Source organism: Nocardiopsis codii (genome assembly GCF_036327455.1).
Classification (GTDB): domain Bacteria; phylum Actinomycetota; class Actinomycetes; order Streptosporangiales; family Streptosporangiaceae; genus Nocardiopsis; species Nocardiopsis codii.
In genome coordinates, this window is sequence record NZ_JAUZMY010000009.1 from 45505 (window position 1) to 58208 (window position 12704).

The 12704-nt window shown below is 72.8% G+C and carries 12 protein-coding genes; 3 read left to right on the plus strand and 9 right to left on the minus strand.

Going from position 1 to position 12704, the window contains the following annotated elements:
- Nucleotides 1–185: 185 nt before the first annotated feature.
- Nucleotides 186–1178 carry an EI24 domain-containing protein gene (locus Q8791_RS11145; protein ID WP_330091572.1) on the plus strand — a complete coding sequence of 331 codons (993 nt, stop codon included), beginning with the start codon at nucleotides 186–188 and terminating at the stop codon, nucleotides 1176–1178.
- Between the two features lie 120 nt (nucleotides 1179–1298).
- On the opposite strand, the gene Q8791_RS11150 is transcribed toward Q8791_RS11145, so the two are convergent.
- From Q8791_RS11150 to Q8791_RS11165, 4 genes are all read right to left on the minus strand, one after another.
- Nucleotides 1299–2423 carry a D-alanine--D-alanine ligase family protein gene (locus Q8791_RS11150; protein ID WP_330091573.1) on the minus strand — a complete coding sequence of 375 codons (1125 nt, stop codon included), beginning with the start codon at nucleotides 2421–2423 and terminating at the stop codon, nucleotides 1299–1301.
- Nucleotides 2424–2484: 61 nt separating this feature from the next.
- Nucleotides 2485–3696 (minus strand): trans-sulfuration enzyme family protein, encoded by a 1212-nt coding sequence (locus tag Q8791_RS11155; protein ID WP_330091574.1) that lies wholly within the window; start codon nucleotides 3694–3696, stop codon nucleotides 2485–2487.
- A gap of 11 nt (nucleotides 3697–3707) precedes the next feature.
- A complete protein-coding gene (locus Q8791_RS11160) occupies nucleotides 3708–4763 on the minus strand; it encodes an NAD(P)H-dependent glycerol-3-phosphate dehydrogenase (protein ID WP_330091699.1) in 1056 nt (351 codons plus the stop codon).
- A gap of 8 nt (nucleotides 4764–4771) precedes the next feature.
- Nucleotides 4772–5605, minus strand: coding sequence for a lysophospholipid acyltransferase family protein (locus Q8791_RS11165; RefSeq protein ID WP_330091575.1), 834 nt, complete (start codon nucleotides 5603–5605; stop codon nucleotides 4772–4774).
- Nucleotides 5606–5865: 260 nt separating this feature from the next.
- Here Q8791_RS11165 and cofC point away from each other — a divergent pair, with 260 nt between their 5' ends.
- Nucleotides 5866–6519: a 2-phospho-L-lactate guanylyltransferase gene (cofC, locus tag Q8791_RS11170; protein ID WP_330091700.1), complete on the plus strand. Its 654-nt coding sequence runs from the start codon at nucleotides 5866–5868 to the stop codon at nucleotides 6517–6519.
- Between the two features lie 318 nt (nucleotides 6520–6837).
- On the opposite strand, the gene Q8791_RS11175 is transcribed toward cofC, so the two are convergent.
- The 3 genes from Q8791_RS11175 to leuC form a co-directional block, all read right to left on the minus strand.
- Entirely contained in the window at nucleotides 6838–7119 is a 282-nt protein-coding gene (locus tag Q8791_RS11175) for an HU family DNA-binding protein (protein WP_330091576.1), read from the minus strand.
- A gap of 350 nt (nucleotides 7120–7469) precedes the next feature.
- Nucleotides 7470–8066, minus strand: a complete 597-nt coding sequence (leuD, locus tag Q8791_RS11180) for a 3-isopropylmalate dehydratase small subunit (RefSeq protein ID WP_330091577.1) — start codon at nucleotides 8064–8066, stop codon at nucleotides 7470–7472.
- 27 nt (nucleotides 8067–8093) lie between these two features.
- Complete coding sequence (gene leuC, locus Q8791_RS11185) at nucleotides 8094–9500, minus strand: 3-isopropylmalate dehydratase large subunit (RefSeq protein WP_330091578.1); 1407 nt, start codon at nucleotides 9498–9500, stop codon at nucleotides 8094–8096.
- Between the two features lie 153 nt (nucleotides 9501–9653).
- On the opposite strand from leuC, the gene Q8791_RS11190 reads away from it, so the two are divergent.
- On the plus strand, nucleotides 9654–10337 hold the full coding sequence (locus tag Q8791_RS11190) for an IclR family transcriptional regulator (protein ID WP_407941987.1): 684 nt from the start codon (nucleotides 9654–9656) through the stop codon (nucleotides 10335–10337).
- Between the two features lie 499 nt (nucleotides 10338–10836).
- Here the strand turns inward: Q8791_RS11190 and Q8791_RS11195 are convergent, their stop codons facing one another.
- Together Q8791_RS11195 and Q8791_RS11200 are read right to left on the minus strand one after the other, a co-directional pair.
- Nucleotides 10837–11754: a helix-turn-helix transcriptional regulator gene (locus tag Q8791_RS11195; protein ID WP_330091580.1), complete on the minus strand. Its 918-nt coding sequence runs from the start codon at nucleotides 11752–11754 to the stop codon at nucleotides 10837–10839.
- Between the two features lie 410 nt (nucleotides 11755–12164).
- Complete coding sequence (locus Q8791_RS11200) at nucleotides 12165–12428, minus strand: hypothetical protein (RefSeq protein WP_330091581.1); 264 nt, start codon at nucleotides 12426–12428, stop codon at nucleotides 12165–12167.
- Nucleotides 12429–12704: the final 276 nt, after the last annotated feature.

Below are 12704 nucleotides of genomic sequence, written 5' to 3' on the forward strand. Positions count from 1 at the left end.
GCCGCGCGCCACCGACAGGCCGGCGTCCGCCGGGGCGCTCCTCCCGGTCCCGGAGCGCGCGCCCGCTCGGGCGCCGTGCGCCGGGGGGAGGGCCGGCTCCGGCGGCCACGGGCCGCCGAGGGCCCTGCGGAGGGCGACCCGGACCCCGAACTGACACCCGGGCCGGGTTCCTCTAGTGTTCCCCCGTGGCCAATCCTGTACGTGAGTTCTTCGGCGGCGTCGGCGTCCTGGCACGCGGCTTCGCCCTGTTGTTGCGCAAACCCCGACTGTTCCTGCTCGGGGCCCTGCCTGCCCTGATCACCTCCCTGGTCTTCCTCGGCCTGCTCGTCCTCCTCGTGGTGAACCTGGTCGACCTGGCGGCGTGGGCGACCCCCTTCAGCGACGACTGGGACCCGGTCTGGCAGGGGCTCGTGCGCGGAGCCCTGTCGGTCGGCATCCTGGCCGGGACGATCCTGCTCATGGTGGTGACGTTCACGACGGTGACCCTGACGCTCGGGGCTCCCGTCTACGACAAGATCACCGAGCTGGTCGAGGAAGAGCTGGGCAACGCGCCCGAGGACCCCGACGAGCCGCTGATGGCGTCGATGTGGCGCGCGGTGCGCCAGTCGCTGGCGATCGTCGCGGTGTCCGTGCTGGTGTCCGTCCTCGTCCTCGTCATCGGCTTCGTCCCGCTGGCCGGGCAGGTGCTCGGCCCGGTGCTGGCCGCCCTCCTGGGCGGGTGGCTGCTGGCGATCGAGCTGCTGGCGAGCGCGTTCGACCGCCGGAGGCTGACGACCATCCGCGACCGACGGCAGCACATGGCGAAGCGGCGGATGCGGGTGCTCGGCTTCGCGGTGCCGACGTACCTCCTGCTGGCGATCCCGTTCGTGGCGGTCGTGGTGTTCCCCGCCGCCACGGCGGCCGGTGCGATCCTCACCCGCGACCTGGTGCCCGCGGGCCCGGCCGGGATCCCGGGAGGACCGAAGGGGAGGGGCGACCGCGTCGGCCCGGGCGGACCCGGGGCGCCCGGGGGCGCGCTGCCCGGCGGACCGGACGGCAGCCCCTACGCCGGCGGCCCCCTCCCCGAGGGGGTGCGCCCGGCCGGTCGTGCGGAGCCCGGCGGCCAGGGCCGTCCCGGCTCCCAGCACTCCCAGGCCAACCCGGAGCACCAGGGGCCCCACGGTCCCGCCTCGGGCTGACGCCGCGACGCTCCCGGACCTCCCGGCCCGGCCCGCACCCCCCGCACACGACAGGCGGGCGACCGGTCGGTCGCCCGCCTGTGGACGAGGTCGGGGAGGCCCCCGCGGCCCCGTGCGCCCCTACCGCAGGCCGGGGTCGCGGCGCAGGGCCGTGGTGATCATCCGCTCGATCAGCTCGGCGTAGTCCACACCCGTGGCGGCCCACATCTGCGGGAACGCCGAGGACGGGGTGAACCCGGGCATCGTGTTGAGCTCGTTGACGAGGATCTCGCCGTTCTCGGTGTAGAAGAAGTCCACCCGGGCCAGGCCCTCGCAGCCCATCGCCTCGAACACGTCGGCGGCCATCGCGCGCAGCCGGGCGATCGCCTCCTCGGGGATCTCCGCCGGGATGGTGAGGCCGCTCGTCGAGAGGTACTTGGCCTCGAAGTCGTAGAAGTCGAAACCGTCGGCGACGTGCACCTCGGCCGGGAAGGATACGTCGGGGGTCCCGCCGTCCTCGGCCTCCAGGACGCCGCACTCGATCTCGCGGCCGACGACCTGGGCCTCCACCAGCACCTTGGGGTCGTGTTCCCGGGCGGCCTCGACGGCGGCGACGACGGCGTCGGAGTCCGAGGAGTCGCTCACCTTGGTGATGCCGAGGCTGCTGCCCGCACGGGCGGGCTTGACGAACACGGTGGCGCCCAGCTCGGCGACGTCGTCCAGCACCCGCTTGCGCTCCGTACGCCACTGGCGGTCGGAGATCGCGACGAAGTCGCTGGTGGGGATGCCGTTGCCGCGGAGCATGGCCTTCATGAAGACCTTGTCCATCGCGGCGGCGCTGGAGAACACCCCGGCGCCCGCGTAGCGGACGCCGATCATCTCGAACAGCCCCTGGATGGTGCCGTCCTCGCCGAAGGGCCCGTGCAGCAGCGGCAGGACCACGTCCACCTCGGCCAGCCGCTCGGGGCCCTTCTCCGGGTTGACGACCATCAGCTGGCCGGCCACGTCGAAGGGCAGCGCCAGGTCCGCGCCGTCCTCCGGCACGGTCGGCAGCGCCCTGGTGGCATCGTCGATGCGGAGCCGTTCGGGATCGCCCGAGGTCAGCACCCAGTTTCCCGCCCTGGTGATACCGACGGGGACGACCTCGTAGCGGTCCCCGTCGATGACGGACAACACGCTCCCCGCGGTGACGCAGGAGATCTCGTGTTCGGAACTACGCCCGCCGAAGACGACGGCGACCCGAATCTTGCGCTGCTCGGACGACATGCTGCCTGACCTTATCTCGCCAACTGATGGAACCGGAACCGGGAGAACTACCCGTGATGTGTCAGTTTCCCCCGTCGAGGGCCCTGAGGGCGTCCTCGATGAGGTCCTGGGGATCCTCCAGGCCGATGGAGAACCGCACCGCGCCGGGGGAGATGCCCGCGGCCGCCAGTTCGGCGTCGTCCATGTTGCGGTGGGAGGTGGAGGCGACGTGCCCGGCCAGGGTGTGGGTACCGCCCAGCGACGCCGCGATGGTCGCCACGCGCAGGCGGTCGGCGAAGGCCATTCCCTCGTCCCAGCCGCCGACCGGGTGCACGGTGACGACCGCGCCGCGGCGGTCGGCGTCGAACAGCTTGTCCGCGAGGGCGGACTGCGGGTGCGAGGCGAGGGAGGGGTGGTCGACCCGTTCGACGAGGGGGTGGCCCTCGAGCGCCGCGGCGAACGCCGCCGCGGTCTCGCACTGGCGCCGGACCCGGAGCGGCAGCGTCTCCAGTCCGCGGTGCAGCAGGTACGCCTCGTCGGGGGCGAGGCAGGGCCCCAGGTCGACGCGCGCCGAGCGGATGCGCCCGATGAGGGACGGGGAGGCCACGGCCACGCCGCCCGTGGTGTCGCTGTGCCCGCCGATGTACTTGGTGGCGGAGTGCACGACCACGTCGGCGCCGTGCTCCAGGGGGCGGCACACCGCCGGGGAGGCGAACGTGGAGTCCACGACCAGCGCGGCTCCGGCCTCGTGGGCGATCCGGGCCAGGCCCGGCAGGTCGGACACGGTCATCGAGGGGTTGGACAGGGTCTCGGTGAACACCACCCGGGTCCGCGGTCCGACGGCGGCGCGCACCGCGTCGAGGTCGGTGACGTCCACGAAGTCGGTGCGCACCCCGAACCGGCGCAGCAGCCGGTCCAGGAGGGAGTACGTGTTGCCGTAGATGGCGCGGGAGGCCACGACGTGCGCGTCCGCCTCGGTCAGCGCCAGGAGGACGGTGCTGAGCGCGCCCATCCCCGAGGCGAAGGCCTGTCCGCGCACCGGGTCCGGGAGCCCCGCGCCCTCCAGCGCCGCCACCGCGTCCGCGAACGCGTCGACGGTGGGGCTGTCGATGCGGGCGTAGGAGTACCCGTCGGTGGTGCCCGCGAGGACGTCGGCGTACTGCCGGGAGGTGTCGAACGCGTAGGTGGTCGCCCTGTGGACCGGCATGCGCATGGGGCGCTCGGCCGGCACGGGCGCCGGCGGCAGGGAGACCGCCCGCGTGAACTCGCCGCCGGGCTCTGGTGTGTGTGACATCGTGCTCGCTCTCAGACCCCGTAGCGTTCGGGCTTGCTGCTGCGTGACATGAACGCCACCAGCGCCTCGGCCGGGCTCAGGTCGTGGTGCATCATCTTGACGACGGCCTCGGTGATCGGCATGTCCACACCGTTGGCCCATCCGAGTTCGAGGACGGACTCGGAGGACTTGACCCCCTCGGCGGTCTGCTTGGTCTCCGCCACGACCTGTTCGAGGGTCTTGCCCGCGCCCAGTTTCTCACCGAAGGTCCGGTTCCGCGACAGAGGAGAGGAGCATGTCGCGACGAGGTCGCCCATCCCCGCCAGGCCGGACAGCGTGTGCTCGTCGGCGCCCAGCGCCACCGCGAGGCGTGTCGTCTCGGCCAGGCCCCGGGTGATGAGGGACGCCTTGGTGTTGTCCCCGAACCCCATGCCCTCGGCCACGCCCACGGCCAGGCCGATCACGTTCTTCATCGCGCCGCCGATCTCCACCCCCACCAGGTCGGTGCTGGTGTAGGGGCGGAAGTACGCCGACTTGAACAGGGACTGGAGCCGGACGGCCGTGTCCTCGTGCGGACACGCGACGACGGCGGTGGCGGGCTGGCGCTCGGCGATCTCCCGGGCCAGGTTGGGGCCCGACACGACCGCGATGCGCTCCTCCGGGTACTCCAGAACCTGGGCGATGATCTGGCTGACCCTCAGGCACGTCCCCAGTTCCACGCCCTTCATGAGGCTGACGACCACCGCGTCCTCGCTCAGGTGCGGGCGCCACTCCACGAGGTTCGCCCGCAGTGTCTGCGAGGGGACCGCCAGCACCACCACGTCGGCGTCGGCGAGCGCCTCGGCCGCGTCGGTGGTGGCCCGGAGCCGCGGGTTCAGGCCGATGCCGGGGAAGTAGTCCGGGTTCTCGGAGGTCTGGTTGACCGCGTCCACGACGGAGGCCCGGCGGCCCCACAGCACCACCTCGACGGACCGGCCGCCGGGGTCCCGATCCCGGGCCAGGTCGGCGGCGTCCGCGATGATGTTCGCGAACACGGTGCCCCAGGAGCCTGCGCCGAGAACGGCGATCCTCACGTTGTCGGTACCCATCTGCCCCGTCACGCCCCCGTGCTGCTCTTCCCGTTGCCGCCGTTGCCCGCGGCGCCGTCGTTCGTTCCGCCGTCGGCGTCACCGACCTGGGTGATCCGCTCGACCCGCTTGGCCTCGGCGGCCTCCTCCCGCGCCCTCTTGAAGTCGAAGGGGATCGCGGGCGGCTCCTCTCCGCGGATCTGCGCCTGGAGCGCCGTGATGTCGCGCATGATGAGCTCGGTGGCCTCCTTGAGGACCGTCGCGGTGAGCGGCAGGCCCTCGAACCGTGACAGGTCCACCGGCGGCCCCGCCCGGAAGTCGATGCGCTTGCGCGGGAAGAGGCTGGGCTTCTTGGCCCCGTACGGAAGCAGGTTCTGCTCCCCCCAGTGCGCCACCGGGACGACCGGCACGCCCGTGGCCAGCGCCAGCCGGGCCACGCCCGTCTTGGCGGTCATCGGCCACAGGTTCGGGTCCCTGGTGCAGGTGCCCTCGGGGTAGAAGATCACCGAGGAGCCGTCGCGGGTGAGGGCGACCTCCGCCTCGTGGAGCGCCTTGACGGCGTCGGTGCTGCCGCGCTTGATGGGGATCTGGCCCGTGCTCCTGGCCACCGAGCGCACCACGGGGATCTTCATGACCCCGTCCTTCATCGTGAAGGTCGGCCAGCGGCGGGCTCCGATGTAGAGGAAGTGGGCGACCGTCAGCGGGTCGGCCATCGAGAGGTGGTTCGCGGCGATGATCACCCCGCCCTTGGCCGGGACGTTCTCGGCACCCGCCCAGGTCGGCTTGGTGATGAACCACAGGACGAACCGGACGATCCGGGAGACGACCGCCTTCACCCACCGCGATTCTCGTTGCTTGGCCACGGGACTCCTCACTTCATCGCTCCCTGCCCGTTCGGGCCACGGAGCACAACCGGTTCAGTGTAGGACGTGGCGGAACCCTCCCAGGTGCGCCCTCCGGGCCAACATTCCGGAGGGCCGCCAGGCCACGGATCCGACACGCCACAGGGTGCCCGCACCGCGCCTTCCCCGACCGCCTACCCTCGTGACTGTCGTGGCCGCATCGACGTCCCGGGGGAACCGTGACCGGCTTTGGAGTACGGGGCGGGGCGCCCCGCCCCGGGGTGCGCTGGTCCCTTGTCGTCCCAGTGAAGCACCTCGGCCGCGCCAAGTCCCGACTGGCCCGGGCCGCCGGGGGGATGCGCGAGGACCTGGCGCTGGCGATCGCCTGCGACACGGTCGAGGCGGCGCTGGCCTGCCCCGGTGTCGCGGCCGTGCTCGCGGTGACGGAGGACCCCCGTGCCGGCGCCGAGCTGACCGAGCTCGGCGCGGTGGTGGTCGGCGGCGAGCCGGGCACCGGGTTGAACCCCGCCCTGGTCCACGGAGCGGCGGTGGCGCGGCGTCGGCTGCCCGACGCCGGGGTGTGCGCCCTGTCGGCCGACCTCCCCTCGCTCCGCCCGGACGAGCTGGCACGGGTTCTGACGGCGGCGGCCCGCCACGGGCGCTCGTTCCTGCCGGACGCTCCGGGTGTGGGGACGACCCTGTTCGCGTCGGCTCCGGGGCACCCCTTCACGCCCGCGTTCGAGGGGGCCTCACGGGCGCGGCACCGCGACGCGGGCGCACACGAGCTGGTGCTCGCGGACGTGGCGTCGGTGCGGCGGGACGTGGACACCCCGGAGGACCTGTGCGACGCCGTGGGCCTGGGGGTGGGTCCGAGGACCCGGGAACTGTGGGAGCTGGTGGCGGACGGCTGCCTGCGACCGCAGAGCACGCCCTGACCCTCCCGGAGGCGCCTCGGGGCCGCCGGTCCGCCCTGTGGGGCGCCCGGGGCGCACAGAACGCCCTGCGCCGCGTGAGACGGCCCTCTGGTGCGCCCTGCGCCGTCCGCGTGGCGCGGTCCCCACGACGGCCCCCCGTGTCCGAGCCGAGGGCTCTCGCTCCGGGGTCCGAGCCGGGCACGCGGGCACCGGTGGGGGCGGGGCCGTGCCGCCCGGCCCCCCTGGCGCCCCGGGCCCCCGGGCCCCCGGAAAAGAGATCCGCCCGGGCCCCCTGTGGGGGACCCGGGCGGACTCGGCCCATCGCCGTGTGACGGTGGGCTACTTCTTGTCCCCGTTGACCAGGGCCTTGAAGTCAGCGCCGGCGCGGAACTTCGGAACGAAGCTCGCGGGGACGTTGATAGCGGCCCCGGTGGCCGGGTTGCGCGCGGTGCGAGCCGCACGCTCGGACTTCTCGAAAACGCCGAAGCCCGTGATGGCGACCTTGTCGCCCGACGCCACGGTTGCCTGAATGGTCTCAAGCACAGCGTTGACCGCTTCGGTCGCGGTCTTCTTGTCTCCGAGACGATCGGAGATCGCGTCGATCAGGTCACGCTTGTTCATAAGGTTCCTCCGGTTCCCCCTTGCTCGCACGAAATTAGGGGAAGCAGCGGCCCTTACACAAATACAAACGCCTGCGGGCAAGGCGTGTCGGCCCCTTCCCCACCTGCGAGGGAGCCTCACGGAGCGTGCGGTCTGGACCGGGCGACACCGGGAACGCAGTCCCTTTTGACCCCTTCTACAGCCCTCAAAAGCCTACGTATAACCGGATTCCGGGCAGGGGACACGCCGAGCTTAAGGACAGCAAGTTCGTAAGCGAACGCTCACACCAAGTAAAGGTAAAATATTTCTGAGCCGAGGGTGTCCTGCGTCACATGACGCCCCGATCCCCGGCCCAGAGCACGATCCGGCGTCTACAGGGTCACGGGGAGCCACGGCTTGCGGGACTCCTCGAAGACGCTCACCGCGTCCGTGTGGCGCAGCGTCAGGGCGATGTCGTCCAGCCCCTCCATCAGCCGCCAGCGGGTGTAGTCGTCCAGCTCGAACGGCTCCTGGACCCCGGCGCCCGGGGCGCGCACCTCGCGCTCGACGAGGTCGACGGTCACCTCGGTCGCGGGGTCGGCCTCGACGGCCTTCCAGATCCGCTCGATGACCTCCTGGGGCAGCAGGACGCTCAGCAGCCCGCCCTTGAGCGAGTTGCCGCGGAAGATGTCCGCGAAGCGCGAGGACAGCACGGCCTTGAACCCGTAGTCCTGGAGCGCCCAGACGGCGTGCTCGCGGGAGGAGCCCGTACCGAAGTCCGGACCGGCCACCAGGACGGACGCGCCCTCGAACTCGGGGCGGTTGAGGACGAAGTCCGGGTCGGACTTGCGCCACTCGGCGAACAGGCCGTCCTCGAAGCCGGTCCGGGCGACCCTCTTGAGGTAGACGGCCGGGATGATCTGGTCGGTGTCGACGTTGCTGGAGCGCAGCGGCACGGCCCGACCGGTGTGGATGTCGAATTTCTCCATGGGGAGGTCTCTCCTGACGGGTCGGGGCTACAGGGCGGCCAGGTCGGCGGGCGAGGACAGGGTGCCGCGGACGGCGGTCGCAGCGGCGACCTGCGGCGACACCAGGTGGGTGCGTCCGCCGCGGCCCTGGCGTCCCTCGAAGTTGCGGTTCGAGGTGGAGGCGCTGCGCTCACCGGGCTTGAGCTGGTCGGGGTTCATGCCCAGGCACATCGAGCAGCCGGCTTCGCGCCACTCGGCCCCGGCGGCCTCGAAGACCTCGCCCAGGCCCTCGGCGTTGGCCTGCTCCTTGACCCGCATGGAACCGGGGACGACGAGCATGCGCACGCCCTCGGCCACCGTGCGGCCGCGGATGATCTCGGCGGCCGTGCGCAGGTCCTCGATGCGGCCGTTGGTGCACGAGCCCAGGAAGACGGTGTCGACCCTGACCTCCCGCATCGGGGTCCCGGCCGTGAGGTCCATGTAGGCCAGGGCCTTCTCGGCGGCGGCGCGCGCGGAGGGGTCATCGTAGGAGGCGGGGTCGGGGACCTCGGCGTCCAGGGGCACGCCCTGGCCGGGGTTGGTGCCCCAGGTGACGAACGGGCTGAGCTCGTCGGCGTTCAGGACGACCTCGGCGTCGAAGACGGCGCCCTCGTCGGTGCGCAGGCTCTTCCAGCGCTCGACGGCGGCCTCGAAGTCCTCGCCCCGGGGCGCGTGCGCACGGCCCTCGATGTAGTCGAACGTGGTCTGGTCCGGGGCGATCATCCCGGCGCGGGCTCCCGCCTCGATGGACATGTTGCACACGGTCATGCGGGCTTCCATGGACAGGGCCTCGATGGCCTCGCCCCGGTACTCGATGACGTAGCCCTGGCCGCCGCCGGTGCCGATCTTGGCGATCACGGCCAGGATGATGTCCTTGGCGGACACCCCCGGCCGGAGCGTGCCGTCCACCGTGACTGCCATGGTCCTGAAGGGCGCCATGGTCAGGGTCTGGGTGGCCAGCACGTGCTCGACCTGGCTGGTGCCGATACCGAAGGCCAGGGCGCCGAACGCACCGTGGGTGCTGGTGTGGCTGTCGCCGCAGACGATGGTCATCCCGGGCTGGGTGAGGCCCAGCTGGGGCCCGACCACGTGCACGACGCCCTGCTCGATGTCGCCCATCGGGTGCAGGCGCACGCCGAAGTCGGAGCAGTTCTTGCGCAGCGTCTCGACCTGCTTGCGGGAGACGGGGTCGGCGATCGGGGCGAGCAGGTCCTGCGTGGGGACGTTGTGGTCCTCGGTGGCGATGGTCAGGTCCGGACGGCGGACCGGACGGCCGGCCAGGCGCAGCCCCTCGAAGGCCTGGGGGCTGGTCACCTCGTGGACCAGGTGGAGGTCGATGTAGAGCAGGTCCGGCTCGCCGTCGGCACGTCGGACGACGTGCTCCTCCCAGACCTTCTCGGCCATCGTGCGTGCCATGGGCGGTCGCCTCTCTCGTGTCTGACGTGTCGGGCTCGTCTCGGGTGCCCTGCGCGGACTGCGGGCCGACTTGCATTCCATATTTCGAGACGGCAATATCAAGCCATGGACAACTCTAGCTCATCCAGCGGCGTCGGTGTCCTGGACAAGACCATGTCCGTCCTCGACGCACTGGAGTCCGGTCCGGCATCCCTGGCCCAGTTGGTCCAGATCACCGGACTGGCACGGCCGACCGCACACAGGCTGGCCGTCGCCCTCGAACGGCACCGCATGGTCTCCCGGGACAGCCAGGGCCGGTTCGTGCTCGGCCCCCGCCTCGGCGAACTCTCGATAGCGACCGGGGAGGACCGCCTGCTGGCCGTCGCGGCCCCCGTCCTCGTGCAGCTGCGCGACCTGACCGGCGAGAGCGCCCAGCTTTACCGCCGGCAGGGCGACCTGCGGGTGTGCGTGTCCGCCTCCGAGCGGAGCAGCGGCCTGCGCGACACGGTGCCGGTGGGGAGCGAACTCCCGATGAACGCCGGATCGGCTGCCCAGGTCCTCCTCGCCTGGGAGGACTCCGACCGCATCCGGCGGTCCCTGGTGGGCGCCCGCTTCACCGCAGCCAGCCTCGCCCAGGTGCGCCGCCGCCGCTGGGCCCAGAGCGTCGCCGAGCGGGAGCAGGGCGTGGCGTCGGTGTCGGCCCCGGTGTCCGGCCCCGGCGGGCGCGTGATCGCCGCCGTCTCGGTGTCCGGCCCGATAGAGCGTCTGACCCGCTCCCCCGGCCGCATGCACTCCCAGGCGGTGCTGTCGGCCGCCGAGAAGATCAGCGAGTCCCTGCACACCGAGGGCTCCCACTGACCGGGGCGGTCGTCCACAGGGGCTACCGCCGCTCCCCCGCTCGGGGTTGACTTGGACACGGGGGGTCCCACCCGACCGCATGCCCCGTGCTGTCCGCACCCGGGTCCGCACGCCCCGCCATCCCCTCAGGCCCCGCTGGTAACAGCGCCGACCGGGCACCGGACCACGGTTCCCGGGAATCCACCACCCGCCCCCGTCCCCCGTCTCCCCTCGAACACGTGACCGCGCCCCCGGTGCTCCGGGCGGCGCGGTTCTCCGTTCACGGACCCGGTCCGGGGGGGGCGGGACGCGGAACCGGGGGCGGGACGCGGCCCGGGACAGGGCGGGGAGCCCGGCCGGAACGCGGAATCAGGACCGGACACCGAACCGGTGCCAGGAGACGGAACCGGGGCCGGCCGGGGAAGGGGCGGGACGGGGAAGGGGCGGGACGCGGCATCCGGACCGGGGCCCGGCCCGTACCGGGGCAGGTACGCGGGGCCCGACGGCGGCCGGGCAGCGCTCAGGCGCCGACGAGGTCCATGGGCGAACGCGCCGAGATGGTGGCCGTCTTCGTGGGCGCGCCGTCGGCCGCGACCGTGAACTCGCTCTCCGGGGACAGGGCGATCATCCCCAGCCAGTCGCGCAGGGTCATCCCGGGCACGAGTTCGGTCGGCGTCCCGGATCCTCCCTCCCCGTCGACCATGACCAGGGCGTGGATGCGGTTGGTGACCGTGGCCAGAACCACCGGGTGGTCGAACGACTCCAGCCTGCGGAAGACGTCCACCGCCTCGTTGCCGGGCGAGCAGACCAGAACGGTGTAGCGCCCCCTGGCGTCGCGCACCCTGGGGTTCTTGACCAGGTAGTGGATGAACTCGCGGGTGGTGCGGGCGTGCGCGGCCAACAGCGTGGACACACGCCGCACGTCGGGGCTGTCGGCGTGGCGGACGAGGGCCAGTTCGACCTTGCGCGTGGTCTGGAGGACCCAGTCGATCTCGGTGGCCTCCGCGCGGGTCGGGCGCAGCTCCCCGTCGTCCAGGCCGATCCCGCGCAGCCATGCGTTGACCTCGGACCACAGCCACACCGAGGACCGTCCGACGGTCGCCTCGGGAGCGGGGAACAGGACGCCGTCCCGGCGTTGGCCCCGGGTCCACTGGGTGACGTTCTGCCTGGTCCGACCGGTCAGGTCCGCGATGTCGGAGACGCCGACGAGTTCCCGGTCGAGGCGGACCAGCCGCATGGTGGGCGCTGTGGCGTGGAGGCGCTCCACGAGGGACCTGGCCGCGGTGACGGCGTCGGGACCCGCCCCGGCCACGGTCACACGGGTCACCCCGTGGGAGGAGGAGACGACCGCGTCCAGGCTCTCGGTGAGCGCGTCGACCGAGTCGTGGTCGTCCAGGGAGATCCCGTCCACGACGAAGACGAACTCGTACTCGGCCATCGGCCTCGCCTTCCTCCGGAGCACCGACCCGCGCGCCGCGGAGCGGACTGCGCCAGGACCGCATCGGCGTTGACAAACGTCAACAACAGACTACCGGCTGCGTCCCGTTCACACCATGCCCCGGGTTGCACGGGAATCGCCGCGAGCGCCCGAGGCAACGGCGCGGGACCGTCCCGGGCCCGGGACGACAGTGCAGGACCGTCCCGGGCCCGGGACGGCTCCGCGGGATCCACCGCGCCCGCGGGGTTGGGGCCCCGACGGGACCGAAGTGCATCGCACGCCTGCGAGCCGGGCTGTCGCGACCACCACCGGAACCCGGGCAGGGCGCTCCGGCCCGCCCGGAGGCCGCTCACCCGAGGCGCGGCCGCACCGGCGTCCGCCCGCGGGTGACTCCCGGGGCGGTCCCTCGGTCACTCCTGGGGGCCGCGCGCCCCGCGCCTGGGGTCGTCCGGCGGCATCGGGCAGCGCCGGGCCTCCTGGCGGATCCGGCGCGCGGCCCGGCCGGAGTCCCTCGGCGTCCCGGGCACCTGGATGCGGGTGCAGCCGCAGTCGCAGTACAGCCGCCCCCAGTGCCCCTCTCTCCTGAGCACCCACCCCTGCTCCCCCAGGTCCTTGAGGACCTGGCGGACCTCCTTGTCCTGGTGGCTGCCGGGGCCGAGTTCACGGCCGGTCACGGCGCACCGCCCTCCCTGCGGGGAGGGGCGTGGGGCCGGGTCGCCCGGCTGGTGGGAGGAGGTCGCTATTCATACGCTCCGACAGGGGGTTGGGCGGTCGGGGGACTGCGCCGCCCCAGTATTCCAGGGGCGGCCCGCCCGCGCGGGCACACCGGTGCAACGCGCGGAGGCGCCCCGCGGTTTCCCGGGCAGATCGAGGACCCGTCTCCGCGGGTCGGGCTCCGCACCCCGAGGCCGTGCCCCGCGACCGGGGCCGCCGCCACGCCGCACCGGGAT